27 protein-coding genes and 1 pseudogene are annotated in these 18,696 nt (G+C 66.5%); 3 read left to right on the top strand and 25 right to left on the bottom strand.

The annotated features are described in order from the left end of the window. Positions 1 to 9 precede the first annotated feature (9 nt). The 9 genes from J2739_RS07165 to J2739_RS07125 form a co-directional block, all read right to left on the bottom strand. Positions 10 to 1,053, bottom strand: coding sequence for an NADP-dependent oxidoreductase (locus J2739_RS07165; RefSeq protein WP_309900021.1), 1,044 nt, complete (start codon positions 1,051 to 1,053; stop codon positions 10 to 12). Positions 1,054 to 1,179: 126 nt separating this feature from the next. Continuing rightward, positions 1,180 to 2,475: a HAMP domain-containing sensor histidine kinase gene (locus J2739_RS07160; RefSeq protein WP_309900019.1), complete on the bottom strand. Its 1,296-nt coding sequence runs from the start codon at positions 2,473 to 2,475 to the stop codon at positions 1,180 to 1,182. Beyond that, positions 2,472 to 3,158 carry a response regulator transcription factor gene (locus J2739_RS07155; RefSeq protein ID WP_309900017.1) on the bottom strand — a complete coding sequence of 229 codons (687 nt, stop codon included), beginning with the start codon at positions 3,156 to 3,158 and terminating at the stop codon, positions 2,472 to 2,474. Before J2739_RS07155 ends, J2739_RS07160 begins: the two co-directional genes overlap by 4 nt. 115 nt (positions 3,159 to 3,273) lie before the next feature. Further along, positions 3,274 to 3,627, bottom strand: a complete 354-nt coding sequence (locus tag J2739_RS07150) for a DUF4260 domain-containing protein (RefSeq protein WP_309900015.1) — start codon at positions 3,625 to 3,627, stop codon at positions 3,274 to 3,276. Between the two features lie 146 nt (positions 3,628 to 3,773). Next, positions 3,774 to 4,235, bottom strand: a complete 462-nt coding sequence (locus J2739_RS07145; RefSeq protein ID WP_309900013.1) for a Spy/CpxP family protein refolding chaperone — start codon at positions 4,233 to 4,235, stop codon at positions 3,774 to 3,776. Between the two features lie 100 nt (positions 4,236 to 4,335). Then, positions 4,336 to 6,147: a phosphoenolpyruvate--protein phosphotransferase gene (ptsP, locus tag J2739_RS07140; RefSeq protein ID WP_309900011.1), complete on the bottom strand. Its 1,812-nt coding sequence runs from the start codon at positions 6,145 to 6,147 to the stop codon at positions 4,336 to 4,338. Beyond that, positions 6,144 to 6,413, bottom strand: a complete 270-nt coding sequence (locus J2739_RS07135; protein WP_309900008.1) for an HPr family phosphocarrier protein — start codon at positions 6,411 to 6,413, stop codon at positions 6,144 to 6,146. The genes ptsP and J2739_RS07135 overlap by 4 nt, the downstream gene beginning before the upstream one ends. Beyond that, the gene (locus J2739_RS07130; protein ID WP_309900006.1) at positions 6,382 to 6,837 is read right to left on the bottom strand and encodes a PTS sugar transporter subunit IIA; all 456 of its coding nucleotides are present in this window, start codon (positions 6,835 to 6,837) and stop codon (positions 6,382 to 6,384) included. Before J2739_RS07130 ends, J2739_RS07135 begins: the two co-directional genes overlap by 32 nt. A gap of 191 nt (positions 6,838 to 7,028) precedes the next feature. Then, positions 7,029 to 7,574, bottom strand: coding sequence for a hypothetical protein (locus J2739_RS07125; RefSeq protein WP_309900004.1), 546 nt, complete (start codon positions 7,572 to 7,574; stop codon positions 7,029 to 7,031). Between the two features lie 110 nt (positions 7,575 to 7,684). On the opposite strand from J2739_RS07125, the gene J2739_RS07120 reads away from it, so the two are divergent. Continuing rightward, positions 7,685 to 8,182 (top strand): TlpA disulfide reductase family protein, encoded by a 498-nt coding sequence (locus J2739_RS07120; RefSeq protein WP_309900002.1) that lies wholly within the window; start codon positions 7,685 to 7,687, stop codon positions 8,180 to 8,182. Positions 8,183 to 8,217: 35 nt separating this feature from the next. Here J2739_RS07120 and J2739_RS07115 read toward each other — a convergent pair. Then, positions 8,218 to 8,412 (bottom strand): annotated as a pseudogene (locus J2739_RS07115) (cytochrome c); the annotation flags it as partial. Positions 8,413 to 8,637: 225 nt separating this feature from the next. Here J2739_RS07115 and J2739_RS07110 point away from each other — a divergent pair. Both J2739_RS07110 and J2739_RS07105 read left to right on the top strand, forming a co-directional pair. Then, positions 8,638 to 8,958, top strand: coding sequence for a cytochrome b/b6 domain-containing protein (locus J2739_RS07110; RefSeq protein ID WP_309900000.1), 321 nt, complete (start codon positions 8,638 to 8,640; stop codon positions 8,956 to 8,958). Positions 8,959 to 8,962: 4 nt separating this feature from the next. Then, positions 8,963 to 9,553 (top strand): GNAT family N-acetyltransferase, encoded by a 591-nt coding sequence (locus J2739_RS07105; protein WP_309899998.1) that lies wholly within the window; start codon positions 8,963 to 8,965, stop codon positions 9,551 to 9,553. 10 nt (positions 9,554 to 9,563) lie between these two features. On the opposite strand, the gene J2739_RS07100 is transcribed toward J2739_RS07105, so the two are convergent. The 15 genes from J2739_RS07100 to J2739_RS07030 all read right to left on the bottom strand — a co-directional run. Beyond that, on the bottom strand, positions 9,564 to 10,070 hold the full coding sequence (locus J2739_RS07100; RefSeq protein ID WP_309899996.1) for a peroxiredoxin: 507 nt from the start codon (positions 10,068 to 10,070) through the stop codon (positions 9,564 to 9,566). 74 nt (positions 10,071 to 10,144) lie between these two features. Continuing rightward, on the bottom strand, positions 10,145 to 10,414 hold the full coding sequence (gene rpsQ, locus J2739_RS07095; protein WP_068674862.1) for a 30S ribosomal protein S17: 270 nt from the start codon (positions 10,412 to 10,414) through the stop codon (positions 10,145 to 10,147). Positions 10,415 to 10,423: 9 nt separating this feature from the next. Then, complete coding sequence (gene rpmC / locus J2739_RS07090; protein ID WP_309901070.1) at positions 10,424 to 10,627, bottom strand: 50S ribosomal protein L29; 204 nt, start codon at positions 10,625 to 10,627, stop codon at positions 10,424 to 10,426. A gap of 57 nt (positions 10,628 to 10,684) precedes the next feature. After that, on the bottom strand, positions 10,685 to 11,101 hold the full coding sequence (rplP, locus tag J2739_RS07085; protein ID WP_068674864.1) for a 50S ribosomal protein L16: 417 nt from the start codon (positions 11,099 to 11,101) through the stop codon (positions 10,685 to 10,687). A gap of 28 nt (positions 11,102 to 11,129) precedes the next feature. Beyond that, entirely contained in the window at positions 11,130 to 12,041 is a 912-nt protein-coding gene (gene rpsC, locus J2739_RS07080; protein WP_309899994.1) for a 30S ribosomal protein S3, read from the bottom strand. A gap of 16 nt (positions 12,042 to 12,057) precedes the next feature. After that, a complete protein-coding gene (gene rplV / locus J2739_RS07075; protein WP_019657678.1) occupies positions 12,058 to 12,390 on the bottom strand; it encodes a 50S ribosomal protein L22 in 333 nt (110 codons plus the stop codon). Positions 12,391 to 12,399: 9 nt separating this feature from the next. Beyond that, positions 12,400 to 12,678 carry a 30S ribosomal protein S19 gene (rpsS, locus tag J2739_RS07070; protein ID WP_062478874.1) on the bottom strand — a complete coding sequence of 93 codons (279 nt, stop codon included), beginning with the start codon at positions 12,676 to 12,678 and terminating at the stop codon, positions 12,400 to 12,402. An 11-nt stretch (positions 12,679 to 12,689) separates the two neighbouring features. Then, the gene (gene rplB / locus J2739_RS07065; protein WP_028250945.1) at positions 12,690 to 13,514 is read right to left on the bottom strand and encodes a 50S ribosomal protein L2; all 825 of its coding nucleotides are present in this window, start codon (positions 13,512 to 13,514) and stop codon (positions 12,690 to 12,692) included. 2 nt (positions 13,515 to 13,516) lie between these two features. Next, entirely contained in the window at positions 13,517 to 13,843 is a 327-nt protein-coding gene (gene rplW, locus J2739_RS07060; RefSeq protein ID WP_181360687.1) for a 50S ribosomal protein L23, read from the bottom strand. A 5-nt stretch (positions 13,844 to 13,848) separates the two neighbouring features. Further along, positions 13,849 to 14,469 carry a 50S ribosomal protein L4 gene (rplD, locus tag J2739_RS07055; RefSeq protein ID WP_309899992.1) on the bottom strand — a complete coding sequence of 207 codons (621 nt, stop codon included), beginning with the start codon at positions 14,467 to 14,469 and terminating at the stop codon, positions 13,849 to 13,851. Positions 14,470 to 14,481: 12 nt separating this feature from the next. Beyond that, complete coding sequence (gene rplC / locus J2739_RS07050; RefSeq protein ID WP_309901068.1) at positions 14,482 to 15,153, bottom strand: 50S ribosomal protein L3; 672 nt, start codon at positions 15,151 to 15,153, stop codon at positions 14,482 to 14,484. A 180-nt stretch (positions 15,154 to 15,333) separates the two neighbouring features. After that, a complete protein-coding gene (locus tag J2739_RS07045; RefSeq protein ID WP_309899990.1) occupies positions 15,334 to 15,846 on the bottom strand; it encodes a hypothetical protein in 513 nt (170 codons plus the stop codon). Positions 15,847 to 15,857: 11 nt separating this feature from the next. Continuing rightward, the gene (locus J2739_RS07040) at positions 15,858 to 17,459 is read right to left on the bottom strand and encodes a hypothetical protein (RefSeq protein ID WP_309899988.1); all 1,602 of its coding nucleotides are present in this window, start codon (positions 17,457 to 17,459) and stop codon (positions 15,858 to 15,860) included. A gap of 128 nt (positions 17,460 to 17,587) precedes the next feature. After that, entirely contained in the window at positions 17,588 to 17,902 is a 315-nt protein-coding gene (gene rpsJ, locus J2739_RS07035) for a 30S ribosomal protein S10 (protein WP_029708110.1), read from the bottom strand. Positions 17,903 to 17,922: 20 nt separating this feature from the next. Further along, positions 17,923 to 18,696: elongation factor Tu (locus J2739_RS07030; RefSeq protein ID WP_309899986.1), on the bottom strand; the 774-nt coding region annotated here is incomplete at its 5' end.

Below are 18,696 nucleotides of genomic sequence, written 5' to 3'. Positions count from 1 at the left end.
AACCCTCGATCAGTCGGCAGCCACCTGCAACACCAGCTTGCCGAAGTTCTGCCCCGTGAACAGACGCGTCAGCGCCTCGGGGAAGGTCTCGATGCCCTCGACCACGTCCTCGCGGCTCTTCATGCGGCCGTCCTTCAGGTAGGCCGCCATTTCGGCGACGGCGAGGTGGTAGCGGTCGGCGTAGTCGAACACCACCATGCCCTGCATGCGCGCCCGGTTCACCAGCAAGCTCAGGTAGTTCTTCGGGCCCTGCGCCGGAGCGCTGTTGGCATTGTTGTACTGGCTGATCGCACCGCAGATGATGATGCGCGCACCGCGCGCGAGCCGGGCCAGCGCGGCATCGAGGATCTCGCCGCCCACGTTGTCGAAGTAGATGTCGATCCCCTTGGGGCAATGGGTCTTGAGGCCATCGCGCACGGCCGAGGGGCCGGCCTTGTAGTCGATGCAGGCGTCGAAGCCGAGCTCCTTGACGACCCAGTCGCACTTCTCCTGGCCGCCGGCGATGCCGATCGCGCGGCAGCCCTTGATCTTCGCCAGCTGGCCCACGGTCTGGCCGACCGCGCCCGCGGCGCCCGAGACCACCACGGTCTCGCCAGGCTTGGGCTGGCCGATGTCCATCAGGCCGAAATAGCCGGTCATGCCCGGCATGCCCAGCACGTTGAGCCACTGGGTGATGGAGCCGGCGCGCAGGTCGATCCTGACGAGCCCGTTGCGCTTGATCTCTTCCTGCGGGATCAGGACGTACTCCTGCACGCCCAGAGTACCGTAGACGGTATCGCCGACCGCGAAGGCCGGGTTGCGCGAGGCGATCACGCGGCCGACGCCGCCGGCGCGCATCACGGCGCCGATCTCGACCGGCGGGATGTAGCTCTTGCCCTCGTTCATCCAGCCGCGCATGGCCGGGTCCAGCGAGAGCGACAGGATCTTGACCAGGACGTCGCCCTCGGCCGGCTCGCCGACCGGCTCGGTGGTGAACTGCCAGTTGTCGCGGGTGGCGGCCCCTTCGGGGCGCTTGGCGAGGCGGACCTGGCGATTGCTGAGGGTGCTGCTCATGGGCGTATCTCCTGCCTGCGATGTAAGGGGAAGGGATCGTAGCCGCCACCCGCAAGCGCGGGCGTAGCGCACGCGACAGCTCGAAAGTGGACCGCGCCGTGGCCGCCGCGCGCGGACGGCCGGCGTTCAGGCGCCAGGCAGAACGGCGCTGACCGCCAAGCCCGGCTCGGCATTGCGCACCGCGAGCGTGCCGCCGTGCGCCTCGGCCACCAGGCGGCAGAGGTACATGCCCAGGCCGACCCCGCCGGTGGCGCGCTGGCGCGCGCTGTCGGTACGGTAGAAGGGCTCGGTCAGGCGCTCCAGCTGCGCTGCATCGACGCCGGGGCCGAAGTCGCGCACCTCCAGCATGAGGCCGCCTTGCTCTGCCGCGCGCAGCGCGATGCGCGGCGGCTCGGACGCATCGCCGCCGTAGCGCAGCGCGTTCTCGAGCAGGTTGCGCACCAGGAGACGAATGCGCAGGCGGTCCACCGCCAGCGCAGGCAAGCCCTCGGGCAGGTCGAGCACGACGCGCCCGCCCTCGGGATGCTCGGCCACCACGTCGCGCACCAGCGCCGCCAGGTCCACCGACTCGCGCTGCAACGCTGCATGCGGGCTGGCGAGGCGCTCGCTCTCGAGCAGGTCGCTGATCAGGTCGCGCATCTCGGCGAGGTCGCGCAAAAGCGCGGCGCGCTCGGTCTCGCCCTCGGGCGTGGCCGGCAGCAGTTCGGCATTGAGGCGCGCGCGCGTGAGCGGCGAGCGCAGCTCGTGGCTCAGGGCGAGCAGCAACGCGCGCTTGGCGTCCAGCATGCCCTGGATGTCGTGCGCCATGGTGTTGATGCGCTGCGCCAGATCGCCGAGCTCGTCGCGCCGCCGCAGCGGGATCGGCTGGTCGAAGACGCCGCGCCCGAAGCGCTCGGCCCCATCGCGGATGTCGTCCAGCGGCCGCAGCAGTCGCCGCACGTAGGCGTAGGCGATCACGATCAAGACCAGCAGCAGCGCCAGCGTGATCCATCCGATCCCGTGCGGCTCGCGCTGCCACGGCAGGGTGCCGAGGCCGAAGGTCACGCGATGGCCGTCGGCGGTGCTGCGCGTGAGCCAGTCGCCGCTGCGGGGACCGTAGTCGCGCCAGCGGCGCTGCGGATGCGAGTCCCAATTGACCACCGGACCCTCGATGCGGATCGAGATCGGCAGCCGCCTCACCAGCGCCTCTGCGCGCGCCACGTCGGGCGGCGTGCCGAGCTCGGCCACCAGGCGGTCCAGGTAGTCGCCGACCAGCGGCTGCGCCGCGCCGCGCCAGCCGGTGGAGAAGGCGCGCTGCATCCCGCCGAGGAACACCGCCGCCATCGCCATGGCGAGCAGCACGAAGACGGTGATCAGCCGCAGCCGCAGCGAGTGCCGCCAGCGATGGCGCCAGCGGCGATGGGAGGGCTGGAGCCGGGTCACGGATCGCTCTTGCCGACCGCGAGCATGTAGCCCGCGTTGCGCAGGGTCTTGATGCAATCCAGCGGCTCCAGCTTCTTGCGCAGACGACTCACCACGATGTCGACGGCGCGCGTGTAGAGCTCGGCCTCGTGCCCGCGCAGGCGGTTCAGGATGTCGTCACGGCTCCAGACCTTGCCGGGCGGATCGGCCAGCAGCGCCAGCAGTTCGAACTCGGTGCCGGTCAGCTCCACGCGCTCGCCCTGGCGCAGCACCTCGCGCCGGTCGAGATCGATCGACAGGCCCGCGAACACACGGCGCTGCGCAGGCGCCGCAGCCGGCAAGGCGCGCTGGCGACGCAGGATGGTCTGCACCCGCGCCACCAGCTCGCGTGGCTCGAAGGGCTTGGGCAGGTAGTCGTCGGCGCCGAGCTCGAGGCCGACTACCCGGTCCATGACGTCGCCTCGCGCCGTCAGCATCACGATCGGGATGTCGCTCTCCTTGCGGATCTCGCGGCACAGCGCGAACCCATCCATCTCGGGCAGCATGACGTCGAGGATGGCGGCGTCGTAGGCCTGGGCCCGCAGCTTCGCCAGCCCCTCGCTGGGCCGCTGAGCGCTTTCCAGCACGCAGTCGAAGCGCGCGAAGTAGCTCGCCAGCGGCGCGGCCAGGTGCTCGTCGTCGTCGATCAGCAGGATGCGGGGCATGCGAGTGCGATTGTGCCTAGCCGCGAACAGGAGGCTGGTGATCAGGCTGGCCGCCATTGCTGCGCGAAGACCGGCACATGGTCCCGCTGGCAGGCGCCGACGTGCATCGCGGCGCTCACCATGGGTCGGTGCGGCCGATGCGGCCAAGGTGGGTGGCCCCGAACTCGCTGCCGTACTTGAGTCCGTAACCCAGGGCGCGGTCCAGGCCGATGTGCGCGGCCCAGATCAATCCGAAGGCGAGCACGGCAGGCCTCTCGCCGACCAGTCCCGACGTCAGCAGCGCGACCGGGCCGATGTACGAGTGCGCGGCGTTGTAGGCGGCGGCACCGACCCTCGGCCCGGCCAGGTAGCCGAGGAAGCTCAGATCGGGCAGCAGGAACAGCATCGCGAAGGCGCCCCAGCTCGCGCCGAGGTACTGGTAGGCCGCCACGGCCGCTGCGAGCACGGCGAGGCCTTCGAGGCGCAGCACGGATCGCGGCGCTCCCACGACCGCACCGGCTGGCGAAGCCAGGCCCGTTCGGGGAGCACCGCTGAATCGGCTTTGCCGGGCTGCCGGCGTTGCCCCCGGGGCGGGGGTCGGCGTTGCGACACGAAGCGAGTGAAGGCTGGGAGAGCTCATCCACGACCCCAGCGCCGGCCACGCTCCATGAACTCGCGCACCTTCTGCTGCTGAGTCGGATTCAGGTTGTCGAAGAAGTCGGCGGCTGCCGCAATCACCTCGGGGCTGCCCGAGCGGATCGCGGCCGTCTTGTCCTCGACCAGCTTCTTCGCGCGCTCCTGGTCGAGCTTGGCACCTGCGAACAGGGCCCGGAATTCCGCGCGCGGATCGCCGCCGCCGCGCAGCGCCTGGCGCTGGGCCTGGATCTTCTCGGCCAATACGTTGAGCTTCTGCTTCTGCGTGGCATCGAGCTCGAGCTTGCTGCCCACGCGCTCGACCATGCGCGCGCGGAATTCGGCGCGGTCCTGCTCGGAGCCGCCGCTCCAGCCGTGGCGATGGCTGGCGCAGCCGGCCAGACTGCCGGCGAGCAGCGCCGCGCCGGCAAAACCGAAGAGGGAACGTTTGAACCAGGGTTTCATGGGAGTCTTCCTTCAGTGCGATCGGGATCGATCAGGGAGACTCGATGGTGCGAGCCGGCAGCCGCGAAGTCCTTTCGCGGCAGTTTCGGCGTGTTTCGTTTTATTGCGGCGCGGCCGCGGGCGCCAGCAGCGCGGCCGGGTCGTCGGCCTCGAGCACCGCCTGCGTCCAGGCCTCCAGCTTGCTCGTGTCGGCGCGCAGGACCTCCTGCTTGACCGCCAGGATCTGCGAAGGATGCATCGAGAAGCTGCGCAGGCCCATGCCCAGCAGCAGCCGCGTGAAGGCGACATCGCCGGCCATCTCGCCGCACACGCTCACGCCCTTGCCCTGGCGCCGGCACTCGGCGATGGTCTCGGCCACCAGGCGAAGCACGGCCGGATGGGCCGGGTCGTAGAGATGCGCCACCGATTCGTCGGCGCGGTCGATGGCCAGCGTGTACTGGATCAGGTCGTTGGTACCGATCGACAGGAAGTCGAAATGCTTGAGGAAGATCTTGAGCGTGAGCGCGGCGGCCGGCACCTCGATCATGGCGCCCAGCTTGACCTTGCCGTAGACAACGCCGCGGTTGTCGAGCTCGGCGCGCGCAAAGTCGATCAGCGCCAGCGTCTGGCGGATCTCGCTGGCGTGCGCGAGCATGGGGATCAGCAGCAGGATCTCGCCGTGCGCTGCCGCCCGCAGGATGGCCCGCACCTGGGTCAGGAACATCGCCGGGTCGGCCAGGCTCCAGCGGATGGCACGCAAGCCCAGCGCGGGGTTGAGGTGGGCCTCGTCGTCGCGCACCGCCCTGCCGTCCAGCGGCTTGTCGGCGCCCACGTCGACGGTGCGGATGGTGACCGGCATGCCCTGCATACCCTCGATCGCACGCCGGTACGCCTGGTACTGCTCCTCCTCGTCGGGCAGGCGGGTCAGGCGCTGGGCCTCGCGGCCCATGAACAGGAACTCGCTGCGGAACAGCCCGACTCCCACCGCGCCCGCCTTGACGGCGCCCAGGGTGTCCTCGGGCATTTCGATGTTGGCCAGGAGATCGACCTTCTGGCCGTCGAGCGTGATGGCCGGCTTGTGGCGCAGCCGCGCGAGCCGCCCGCGCTCCAGGTCGCCCTGTCTCTGCTTGAAGCCGTAGTCGGCCAGGATGATGGGCGAGGGATCGACGATCACCACGCCGGCATCGCCGTCGATGATGACCCAGTCGTCTTGCCGCACCAGCTGGCTGGCGCTGCGGGCGCCGACCACGGCCGGGATGTCCATGCTGCGTGCGACGATCGCGGTGTGCGACGTGCGCCCGCCGACGTCGGTGACGAAGCCGGCGAACACGCTCTTCTTGAATTGCAGCATGTCGGCCGGAGAAAGGTCGTGGGCGATCAGCACCAGCGGAGCGTCGATGGCATCGCGGGCGGTGGGGTCGCTGTCCTCGTCTTCGGCCGTGCGCTTGCGCCGCGGCGGGGTGGGCGCCAGCACTGCGGCCGTGCCCTTCATGCGGTGCAGCAGGCGCTCGACCACCTGCTCGAGGTCGGCCTTGCGCTCGCGCAGGTACTCGTCCTCCATCTCGTCGAACTGGCGCGCCACCACCTCCAGCTGCGTGGTCAGCGCCCACTCTGCGTTGTACAGGCGCTCGACGATCCAGTGCTTGACGCCGCCGGTGAGCACCTCGTCCTGCAGCAGCATCAGGTGCACTTCGAGCAGCGCGGTGAGCTCGTGCGGCGCGTCGTTGGGACCCATCAGCGCCACGCTGGCCTGCAGCTTCTGCAGTTCCTCGGCGACCGCATTGCGCGCGATGCGCACCCGATCGATTTCGGTTTCCACCTCTTCCGGCTTGATGAAGTAATGCGCCACATCGAGGCGGCTCGAGACCACGAGCACGGCGCGCCCGATCGCGATCCCACGGGCAACCGGCAGCCCATGGACGGCAAAGGTCATTCGCCTTCTCCGAACTTGTCGTTCATCAATGCGACGATGGCGTCGAGCGCCTCCTGCTCCTGTTCGCCGTCCGTCTCGATCTCCACGGTCGCTCCGATCCCTGCGGCCAGCATCATCACGCCCATGATGCTCTTGCCATTGACGCGGCGGTCTCCGCGCGCCAGCCAGACCTCGCACGGATAGCTGCCTGCAAGTTTTGTGAGTTTGGCCGAGGCCCGCGCGTGCAGGCCCAGCTTATTGCTGATGGTCACGGATGTCTTGATCACTGTGCTTTCTTCTTGCCTGATTCTGGGGTGCCGCCACCGCCACCTGCATCACGCCCGCGGTGCCGCCGGTGAGCGCGCGCTGCACCAGGGTATCCAGCGGTTCATTGCGGTAGCTTACGGCACGCAGCAGCATCGGCAGATTGACGCCAGCCACCAGCCGCGAACGCACGCCATCGACCAGCTTCTGCGCCACGTTGCAAGGGGTGGCGCCGAACACGTCGGCCAGCACGAGCACCTGCGAGCGCGGCGTGCGCTGCAACTGGGCCAGCGTGATGCGCGCCGCCGCCAGGGTTTCGTCGGGCGATACGTTGGGCAGCACGTCCAGCGCCGCGATCGAGGACTCGCTGTCGGGGAACACATGCAGCGCGCACTGCCGCATCGCATGGGCGAGCGGCGAGTGGGCGATGATGAAAATGCTGTTCATGCGAGTCAGAGGCTGGTTCGTCGATTATGCGGGGGCGCCCGGAGGAAGTAGAAATAAGATAACAAAGAGCACCACCGGCAGCAGCCCCCAGCGCGCCGCAGAAGACGATGCGCCCCGCCATCAGCACCCGGAGCAGGCGGAGCAAAGGCCTGGAAACCGCCATGCCGCCGCCAGACCCCGTGAGCAGGCGTTCATGGGAGCCGCAGGCCCTCGAAGAAGACGCCCGGCGCCTCGGCCGACGTGGGTCGGCCCAGCACGGTCGCTTGGTAGAGCGCCATCTTGCCGGCCCGTTGCTGGGCGAACCACAGCACATGGGCGGGCATCGGACCGCCGGGCCCTTGCTGCGGCGCCTCCAAGCGCACAGGCGCCGGGGAGCCTGCGGCTCGAGGGAGCGTGGCCTGGGTCTCCGCGATCGCGGCGCCGGTCAACTGACTGCGGGTGGCGGCGCGCCAAGCGTGCATCCAGGCTTCCGCCTGAGCGGCGTCCTCGGCGGTCGCATGGGCCACCGCAAAGGTGGCACCTCCGGCCTCACAGCCCGTCACGTCCACGGCAACCGATACGCTGCCGCCGCCCAGGGGGAGGTTGCGTGTCGCGTGGTCGGGCTTGCAGGGCAGCAGCGCGACCAGGCCGTCGTCCGCGATCGGGACTTCACGCCAGTTGAAGACCGGACTGCACGCGCCAAGGGCTGCGGCAAGCAGGATGAGCGGCGCCCATCGGGAACGAAATGGCAGGGGCATCGAGGGCCGATTATCGAACCGCCCCCGCGCACCACCGCGACGAACGGCCGCCGACTGGCGCGGCACAGCAGACGGGACTAAAATCGTGCCGCTCCTCCATCCTGCTGTCCATGAAAAAGCTTGTCCTTCCCGCCGCACTTGCCATTGCCCTGGCTGCCGGCGTGGGCGTGTACCTGAGCACCGGCGTGTCGGCCGCGCCAGCCTCGACCTTCGTGCTGCTCGACGGCAGCAAGAAGAGCACGGATGATCTCAAGGGCAAGGTGACCCTGGTGAATTTCTGGGCCACCAGCTGCGTCACCTGCGTGGCCGAAATGCCCAAGGTGATCGCCACCTACGACAAGTACAAGGACCGGGGCTACGACACGCTGGCGGTGGCCATGAGTTACGACCCGCCCAGCTACGTGGTGAACTTCACGCAGACGCGCAAGCTGCCCTTCAAGGTGGCGATCGACAACACCGGCACGGTGGCTCAGGCCTGGGGAGACGTCCAGCTGACGCCCACCACCTACATCGTGAACAAGCGCGGCGAGATCGTGAAGCGCTATGTCGGCGAGCCCGACTTCGCCGAGCTGCACCGGCTGATCGAGAAGCTGCTCGCCGAGGCATAGTCCGGCAAAAGGGGCTTCGACAGCGGCCCTGGCTTTTACTTGCTGCGGAAAATGTCGTGAGACTTGCATGTCTCGCCCACGGCCGAGACTGCAGTTTTGAGCGTGTCCAGGTTGCCGGCCTTCGAAGCCGCGAGGAGCCTGCCGGTCTCACTGACCAGCTTCTCGTCGAGTTCCTTGAACTTCGCCTGCTCCTTCCAGATCTCCGGCTTGGCCTTGCCGCCTTCGGTGCCGGGCCGAAGCCGATATGGTGCATCGCCCATGACACGCGGCGGCGCGGGCAGTTGAGGGGCTGGTGACGGCGAAGGATCCTTAGCGACAACCCGTAGGCACGAGGGCTGCGACTTTGCTAATCTGCGCGTTCCGACGCTTCGCGCCAGCCTCCCTCGATGCCACCCGCCCTTGAGTCCGCCACGCGACCCGCGAGTCTGGACGACGCGAGCGCAACCCGCACGCGGATGTCGGATCTGCCGACGCGCGTGTTTCACTGGGTTGTCGCGGTGGCGGTGACCGGGCAGCTCGCGACCGGCTTCGGTGGCGTCATGGAGTGGCACTTTCGAATCGGCTACGCGGTGCTTTTGCTGCTGCTTTTTCGTGTGATCTGGGGCTTCGTCGGAGGACGCTGGTCGCGTTTCGCTGCTTTTGCCCATTCACCGGCCATCGTCTCGGTCATGAACGACCTGTGCGGACGGCCGCACCCGGACCATCTCATCGGGCGCACGCCGCTCGGGGCATTGTCACGGCCTGAGCCGCCTTCGCGGCGTGGATCGCGTCACTGAGAGCATGAGTTTTTCCGTCTCCCGACCCTTGCCGCTGGAAGGAACGCCGGACATCGTGCTGGTGACGCCCGACGACCCGCATGAGCTGGAGGCAACCCGCGCGATCTTCAGGGACTACGCGGACTCGCTGGGCATCGACCTGTGCTTTCAGAACTTCGACGAGGAACTGGCCACGCTGCCCGGGGACTACGCGGAGCCGCGCGGCGCGTTGCTGCTGGCGCTGGCCGATGCCGAAAGCCGAGACGCCGCCGCGCAGCGGATCGACGCACCGATGATCCGGCGCGCGCAGGGCAGCATGGCCTACGTGGCCGGTTGCTGCGCGCTGCGTCCCCTGGACACGGCCGACTATCCCAATGCCGCCGAGATGAAGCGGCTCTATGTGCGCCCTCCCTTCCGCGGCCTCGGGCTCGGCCGTCAGATGGCCGAGGCCATGCTGGACGCAGCACGCGGCGCCGGCTACGCCTGCGTGTTACTGGACACGCTGGACGACATGGAATCGGCGCGGGCGCTCTACGAAGACCTGGGCTTCGTCGAGGTGCCGCCCTACTATCACAACCCGATTCCGGGGGCGCACTACCTCAAGGCAGAGCTTTGAGGGCGCTCGTTCAGCCGCGCGCCTGCTTGAGCAAGGTCTCGGCGTCGCTGACCTCGAACTTGCCGGGCTCTTCGACGTTGAGCGCGGCGACCTTGCCGTCTTTCACCAGCATGGAATAGCGGTTGCTGCGCACACCCATCCCGCGGGCCGTCAAGTCCAGCGTCAGCCCGGTTGCGTTCGCGAACACGCCGCTGCCATCGGCCAGCATGCGAACCTTGGTGCCGGTCTTCTGGTCGCGTGCCCAGGCGCCCATCACGAACGCGTCGTTGACGCTCACGCACCAGATCTCGTCCACGCCGGCGGCCTTGAATGCTTCATGGTTTTGCACGTAGCCCGGCACGTGCTTGGCCGAACAGGTCGGCGTGAAGGCGCCCGGCAAGCCGAAGATCGCGATCGTCTTGCCCGCCGCAGCCTTGCGCACGTCGACCGGGTTGGGTCCGATGCTGCAGCTCTCGCCTTCGACCTCGGAATACTCCTGCAGGGTCGCGGAAGGAAGGGTGTCGCCGACTTGGATCATGGAAAGTGCTCCTGAAAATGAAAAACGGCCCACATTGTGGGCCGCTTTCGATGGGCTGCGTTGCCGCTGTCTGATTAGACCAGCACGGCCTTCTCGACCAGGCGGGTCACCACCCAGTTCTTCGACTTGGAGATCGGCCGGCTCTCGGTGATCTCGATCAGATCGCCCATCTTGTACTCGCCCTTTTCGTCATGGGCGTGGTACTTGCTCGAGCGGATCACGATCTTGTCGTAGATCGGGTGCTTCACACGGCGCTCGACGAGCACCGTCACGGTCTTCTCGCGCTTGTCGCTGACCACCTTGCCGATCAGGGTGCGCTTGAGGGATTTTTTAGCTTCCGTCATGTTCACTCCTTATTTGGCGGCTTCTTGCTGCTTCTGCGCAAGAATGGTCTTGGCGCGGGCGATGTCACGACGGGTGACGCGCAACGTTGCCATGTTCGACAGCTGTTGAGTGGCCTTCTGCATGCGCAGGCCGAAATGGGCCTTCTGCAGATCCTTGATTTCGGTCTGAAGCGCGGCGACGTCCTTGTCGCGCAGCGCTGCGGCCTTCGACACCTTGGCCGTAGCCGCCGTGTCCTTCTTCTTTCGTGTTGCCATGAGTGTTCTCCTCGATCAGGCGCCGAGCTGGCGCGCGACGAAGGTGGTGCGCAGCGGCAGTTTGGCAGCAGCCAGGCGGAACGCTTCGCGGGCGAGTTCCTCGGGCACACCGACAATCTCGTAGATCACCTTGCCGGGCTGGATTTCGGCCACGTAGTACTCGGGGTTGCCCTTGCCGTTACCCATCCGCACCTCGGCGGGCTTGGTGGAAATCGGCTTGTCGGGGAACACGCGAATCCAGATGCGGCCACCCCGCTTGACGTGACGCGAGATCGCACGACGGGCGGCTTCGATCTGGCGTGCCGTCAGGCGGCCGCGGTCGATCGACTTGAGGCCGAAGTCACCGAAGGACACCGCGTTGCCGCGGGTCGCGATGCCGGTGTTGCGGCCCTTCTGTTCCTTTCGGAACTTTCTGCGTGCAGGTTGCAGCATGTTTCTTACTCCGTAGTTCTAAGACCGATCACTCGGTCTTGGAGCCGTCCGCTGCTGCAGCGGGCGCGGCTTTGCGGACGCGCTTAACGGCGGGCTTCGAGTCTGCACCCGGCTGTGCGCCGGTGGCTTCGGCGGGCTTGTCGCTGCCATCGGCCGGGGCGACATTGCCGCCCATCGGACCGCGGGCACCGGCGCGGAGGCCGCGACGGTCCGAGCCCGGACGGTCGCCACCGGGGCGGCCGTCACGGCGCGGGCCACGCGGGCGGCGCTCTTCTTCGGGACGCGGGGTCTCGACGACCGGCAGGTCGTTGCGGCCCAGCGTGTCACCCTTGTAGACCCAGACCTTGACGCCGATGACGCCGTAGGTGGTCTTGGCTTCCGAGGTACCGTAGTCGATGTCCGCGCGCAGCGTGTGCAGCGGCACGCGGCCTTCGCGGTACCACTCGGTGCGGGCAATCTCGATGCCGTTCAGGCGACCTGCCGACATGATCTTGATGCCCTGCGCACCCAGACGCATGGCGTTCTGCATGGCGCGCTTCATGGCGCGGCGGAACATGATGCGCTTCTCGAGCTGCTGCGTGATGCTGTCGGCGATCAACTGCGCATCGATTTCGGGCTTGCGCACTTCCTCGATGTTCACGGCGACCGGAACGCCCAGCTGCTTGCCCAGCTCTCGCTTCAGGTTCTCGATGTCCTCGCCCTTCTTGCCGATCACGACGCCCGGACGTGCCGAGTAGATCGTGATGCGCGCGTTCTTGGCGGGGCGCTCGATCAGCACGCGCGACACGGACGCATTCTTGAGCTTCTTCTTCAGGTACTCGCGCACCTTGATGTCTTCGGCCAGCATGCCCGCGAAGTCGCGGTTGCTCGCATACCAGCGGCTGGACCAGTTGCGGCTCACCGAGAGCCGGAAGCCGGTGGGGTGGATTTTCTGTCCCATATTCTTCCAGGCCTTCTTAGTTGCCGACCGTCACGTACACATGGCACGTCGGCTTGCTGATGCGGTTGCCGCGGCCCTTGGCGCGCGCGGTGAAGCGCTTGAGCGTGGCGCCCTGTTCGACGTAGATGGTCTTGACCTTCAGCTCGTCGATGTCGGCACCGTCGTTGTGCTCGGCGTTGGCGATGGCCGACTCGAGCACCTTCTTCACGATCACGGCGGCCTTCTTCTGCGTGAACTGCAGGATGTTGAGCGCCTGATCGACCTTCTTGCCGCGGATCAGGTCGGCGACCAGACGGCCCTTGTCGACCGAGAGGCGGACGCCGCGGAGGACTGCACGTGTTTCAGACATGGTCGTTCCTTACTTCTTCTGGACTTTCTTGTCCGCGGGGTGGCCCTTGAACGTGCGCGTGAGCGCAAATTCGCCGAGCTTGTGGCCGACCATCTGATCGGTGATGTAGACAGGCACGTGCTGCTTGCCGTTGTGCACGGCGATCGTCAGGCCGATGAACTCGGGCAGGACCATCGAGCGGCGCGACCAGGTCTTGATCGGCTTTTTGTCCTTGTTCGTCACGGCCTTGTCGGCCTTGGCCACCAGATGGTGATCGACGAAGGGACCTTTCTTGAGAGAGCGAGTCATTGTGCTGTCCCTTACTTCTTGCGACGCGACACGATGAAGACCTGCGTGCGCTTGTTGTTGCGGGTGCGATAACCCTTGGTGAGATTGCCCCAGGGGTCGACCGGATGGCGGCCTTCGCCGGTCTTGCCTTCGCCGCCACCGTGCGGGTGATCGACCGGATTCATCACGACGCCGCGAACGGTCGGGCGGATACCCATCCAGCGCTTCACACCGGCCTTGCCGAGTTGGCGCAGGCTGTGCTCTTCATTGGCGACTTCACCGATGGTTGCGCGGCACTCGACGTGGACGCGACGGACTTCGCCCGAGCGCATGCGGACCTGGGCGTAGACGCCTTCACGGGCCAGCAGCGTGGCCGAGGTGCCCGCCGAGCGAGCGATCTGCGCGCCCTTGCCCGGCTGCAGCTCGATGCAGTGGATGGTCGAACCCACGGGGATGTTGCGGATCGGCAGCGTGTTGCCGGCGCGGATCGGGGCTTCCGAGCCGCTCAGCAGCGTCGCGCCGGCTTCCAAGCCGCGCGGGGCGATGATGTAGCGGCGCTCGCCGTCGGCGTAGCACACGAGCGCGATGTGGGCGGTGCGGTTCGGGTCGTACTCGATGCGTTCGACCTTGGCCGGGATGCCGTCCTTGTTGCGCACGAAGTCCACCACGCGATAGTGGTGCTTGTGGCCGCCGCCCTTGTGGCGGGTCGTGATGTGGCCGTTGTTGTTACGGCCTGCCTTCTGGAACTGGGGCTCCAGAAGCGCTGCATGCGGCGCACCCTTGTACAGGTGATCCCGCGAGATCTTCACCGCGCCGCGCTGGCCCGGCGAAGTGGGTTTCATCTTGATGACGGCCATGATTAAGCGCCTTCCCCGACCAGGTTGAGCTCTTGACCGGCCTTGAGCGTCACGTAGGCCTTGCGAACGTTATCGCGGCGGCCGACCGACTTGCCAAAGCGCTTGGTCTTGCCCTTGGTGTTGAGCACCGACACGCCCTTCACTTCGACCTTGAACATCAGTTCGACGGCCGCCTTGATCTCGGGCTTGGTGGCGTCCTGCAACACCTTGAAAGTGACTGCATTCGACTTCTCGCCGACCATCGTGGCCTTTTCGGACACGATCGGTGCGACCAGCACGTTCATCAGGCGACCTTCGTCGAACTGACGCTGCTGCGGCGTGGGATTCATGCGGCTCATGCGAACATCTCCTTGAGCTTGTCGACGGCACCCTTGGTGACCAGCACCTTCTTGTAGTGGACCAGCGACACCGGATCGGCGTAACGCGGCTCGACCACGAGCACGTTCACCAGGTTGCGCGAGGCCAGGTACAGGTTCTCGTCGACTTCCTCGGCGATCACGAGCACGGACTCGAGATTCATCGCCTTGAACTTGGCAGCCAGCGCCTTGGTCTTGGGCGAGTCGACCTTGATCGAATCGACCACGGCCACGCGGCCTTCGCGCGCCAGCTGGGAGAAGATGGATGCCATTCCGGCGCGGTACATCTTCTTGTTGATCTTCTGCGAGAAGTTCTCGTCAGGCATGTTCGGGAAGATGCGGCCACCCCCGCGCCACAGCGGCGAGGACGTCATACCGGCACGGGCGCGGCCCGTTCCCTTTTGCTTGAACGGCTTCTTGGTCGAGTGCTTGACCTGTTCGCGGTCCTTCTGGGCGCGCGTGCCCTGGCGGGCGTTGGCCTGGTAGGCCACGACGACCTGGTGCACCAGATCTTCGTTGTAGTCACGGCCGAACACGGTCTCGGGCGCGTCGTACTTGGACGCGGCCTGGCCTTGTTCGTTCAGGAGTTCGAGTTGCATTTCTTTTGCTCCTTAGGCCGCCGGTGCAGCCTTGGCCTTGACGGCCGGGCGCACGGTGACGAAGCCACCCTTGGCACCGGGAATCGCGCCCTTGATCAGAAGCAGCTGGCGCGCTTCGTCGATACGGATCACGTCGAGGTTCTGCGTCGTCACGGTGACGTCGCCCAGATGGCCGGTCATGCGCTTGCCCGGAAACACGCGACCCGGGTCCTGCGCCATGCCGATGGAGCCCGGTACGTTGTGCGAACGGCTGTTGCCGTGCGAGGCGCGCTGAGAGGACATGTTGTGGCGCTTGATGGTGCCTGCGTAACCCTTACCGATCGAGGTGCCCTGCACGTCGACCTTCTGGCCTACCGCAAACACGCTGCCAACGGCGATTGCGCCGCCAGCCTTGTGCTGGGCGGCCGCATCGGCGGTGACGCGGAATTCCTGGATGATTTCGCCGGCTTCGACGCCAGCCTTGGCGAGATGGCCTGCTTCGGGCTTGGTCACGCGCGATGCCTTGCGCGCGCCGAACGTCACTTGCAGTGCGACGTAGCCATCGGTCTCTTGGGTTTTGATCTGGGTCACACGGTTGTTGGACACATCCACCACCGTGACGGGAACGGCGTCCCCGTCATCGGTGAAGAGACGCATCATCCCCACCTTGCGGCCCAGCAACCCGAGGGAGTTGCTCAGACTCATGGTTTTTCTCCAAGACTCCCGCCGCTGCCACTTCAATTGGCGACAGCGTTTGATATGCGGAAGAAGGTTGATAAAGCTCTACGCCAAGGAACGCCAGAAGGCGCAATTTGGGCAGAGCCGTCGATTATAGCCGGCAAGAATCCGAGAATGCAAGCAGCCGGCCGGCTTGGCCGGCTGAGCTCATTTGACCGGCATCGAGATGATCTTGTCCCCATCGGGCGTCTGCTTCAGCCCACTGCCGGCGGGCATGGCGGAAGGTGCCTTGCCAACCTGGATGGCAACCGACGTCGCGCTGGTCGCGCCGTTCTGGGTGGTAAACACATGCAGGTAACCGGTGCCGTCGGCATCCGGAACGACCTGGACCGTCAGTGTCGAGGCCTTGCCGGCTGGAAGCGCGTGGGGGCCGGGTGAACCAGCGATGGCGAGGCCACCATCAGCCGTCAGCTTCACGGTGCCACCGGCAGGATCACTGACACCGTCGAAGCTCAGGACGACCGAGACAGCACTGCCTGCCTGCGGCGTGCCATCGATGCGGTACTGAACGGCGATGCCGGAGCCGCCCGGCTTCATCGGCGCGGCCGTCATCCCCGCGGACGAGGCGCGGGCGGGCTTGGCGTCGGCACAGGCCTGCAAGGAGACGCCCATGGCCAGCGCCGACATGGCGATGACTCCGAGCCTGCGAGATGCACGCATGGCTGTGCTCCTTAATTGATGGTGACGGTGAAGCAGGTGTTCGCCGTCGAGTTGTTGAAGTCATTGACCACCAGAACGGCCTCGCCGGCCGACAGGCCGACAGAGCCGGCTTCGCTGCCGGGCACCGTGGAAAGGCCCTGCCCGACGCGGCCTCCTTGGTAGACCACGTAGTCCGGGTCCGAGGAGGGCGGCCCACCGGTGACCGCGATGCTGTAGTTCTTCTGTGTCGGGGCGGTGAAGCGCAGGTAGGCGTAGCTGCCCAGCTTGTTGCCGGCGCGTCCTGGATCGGCCTGGTTCGTCACGCAGGCCTGCGTGCCGGCGCCAACCGTCGCGAGCTTGTACATCGGGATCGCGAAGGTGCCGAGTCCGCCACTGTTCGTCTCGTTGTCGGCGAAGGGGCTGTTCGGAACGGTGATGCCTTGGCCGGCGAGCAGCGCGTTCAGCGCCGAAGCGCTGCCAGGCGCCGCGGCATTGAAGGCGACGGAGAAGGGATGAATAGAAGTCACCGCGGTACCGGTCTTGAAGGAGCCGGTGAGTGCGTCATGGATCGGCTTGAATCCGACCTGGTTGTTGAGGTTCCACAGGATGGATTGGATCGAGCCCTCGCGGTACCAGCCAGGATTGGATGCCGCCCCCGTGGTCAGGTCGAGGTTGGATCCCAAGGCTTGGTTCGCACCGGCCGAATCCGTGTAGTTGCTGCGCGCCAGCGCGATCCCCGACCAGGCGTTGCCCCATCCCTCGGAGAAAGCCAGGCGCCGGTCCAGCAGTTCGTTCAGAGAATGGCTGCCCCCCGGCGAGTCGTCACGGCTGAAGGCCGACTGGTAATAGTGTCCCCATTCGTGGGCGACGACCGAACTGTCGTATTCGTCGGTGTCGACGTTCTCCTTGCCCAATACATAAATGGCGCGCGACGAACCTGATGCGGTCGAACTGGTGAAAAAGGTCGTTCCGATCTGCCCCAGCGCCGGATTGCCGGAAGCCGGAACGTTGTTGATGCTCCAGAAGACGCGCAACGGGGGAAAGGCCGTGCTCGGCGCGACCGAGAGGACCTTGGCCTGGGTCGCATAAACGGTGTCGAGAACTGCGAACGGCCCGGCCACGCGAGTCGACCCATAACTCGAACCATTCCAGCCGGAAGGCGCATGCACGTTGCGCGTCAGCGCCGCTCCGCCGGTGGAGAAAGTGCCGCTCTCCATCGAATAAAGGGCATCGCTCTGGGTGTTGTCGCGCACGCTGATGTCCCAGCTCGCTCCGGAGCCGCTCTGCAACATCTGGGCCTTGACGCGCACGCTGACGGTCGTATTGGCGGGAACGGAGACGGAGTAGGCGCCGTCGCCGTCGGTGGTCGTGCTGGTCAGCACGGCCGCATTCGCATCGAGCACCTCGACAACAGCGCCCCGGACCGGCTTGGGGCTCGTGGCCGCGTAGTCCAGCGCGCCCGTGGTATTGGGCACCGAATCAAATGTCGCCTTGCCGTTCAGCGTCACCGTTGTTGTGCCGGACCCGGGCAAGGCGGCAATCGGGAAGAAGCCGCCACCGCCGCCTCCACCGCCACACGCTCCGAGCATGACCACTGCAACCAATGCCGAGGACCGCAGGAACCAAGTCTTCATGATCTCTCACCCCTGAGTGTCCATGCCCGGCAGATTGCCGTCGCCGAAGGATGCCACACTCGCGAACAAAAAAAGGAGCCCGCCGGCGCTTCCGCGGGCGGGCCTATTCCTACACAGCCAAAGTGGCTTTACTGCAGTTTGATCTCGACGTCCACGCCGGCCGGCAGATCCAGCTTCATCAGCGCGTCCACGGTCTTGTCGGTCGGGTCGACGATGTCCATCAAGCGCTGGTGCGTGCGGATTTCGAACTGATCGCGGCTCGCCTTGTTCACGTGCGGCGAACGCAGGATGTCGAACCGCTTCATGCGGGTCGGCAAGGGGACGGGGCCCTTGACGATCGCGCCGGTGCGCTTGGCGGTGTCCACAATCTCGGCAGCCGACTGGTCGATCAGCTTGTAGTCGAACGCCTTGAGGCGGATGCGGATTTTTTGCTTGGTGGCCATGGTGATTCCTTTGCGTTCGATCAGATGTCGAGGATCTTCGCCACCACGCCCGAGCCCACGGTGCGGCCGCCCTCGCGGATGGCGAAGCGCAGGCCTTCTTCCATGGCGATGGGGTTGATCAGCTTCACCGTGATGGACACGTTGTCGCCGGGCATGACCATCTCCTTGTCCTTGGGCAGCTCGATCGCACCGGTCACATCGGTGGTGCGGAAGTAGAACTGCGGACGGTAGTTGTTGAAGAACGGCGTGTGACGCCCGCCCTCGTCCTTGCTCAGCACGTACACCTCGGCGGTGAAGTGGGTGTGCGGCTTGATCGAGCCGGGCTTGCACAGCACCTGGCCGCGCTCGACTTCTTCACGCTTGGTGCCGCGCAGCAGCACGCCGACGTTGTCGCCCGCCTGGCCCTGGTCGAGCAGCTTGCGGAACATCTCCACGCCGGTGCAGGTGGTCTTTTGCGTCGGGCGGATGCCCACGATCTCGATTTCCTCGCCGACCTTGATGACGCCGCGCTCGACCGCGCCGGTCACCACCGTGCCGCGCCCGGAGATGGAGAAGACGTCTTCGACCGGCATCAGGAAGGTGCCGTCCACCGCACGCTCGGGCGTGGGGATGTAGGTGTCCAGCGCCTCGGCCAGCTTCATGATGGAGCCCTCGCCGAGCTCGCCCTTGTCGCCTTCCAGGGCCAGCTTGGCCGAGCCATGGATGATGGGGGTGTCGTCACCGGGGAACTCGTACTTGTCGAGCAGCTCGCGCACCTCCATCTCGACGAGCTCCAGCAGCTCCTTGTCGTCGAC

Source organism: Variovorax soli, from assembly GCF_031454625.1.
GTDB classification, from domain to species: Bacteria; Pseudomonadota; Gammaproteobacteria; order Burkholderiales; family Burkholderiaceae_C; genus Variovorax; species Variovorax soli_A.
Note: the sequence above shows the minus strand (reverse complement) of the source record. Positions and strands in the feature narration are given on the sequence as shown.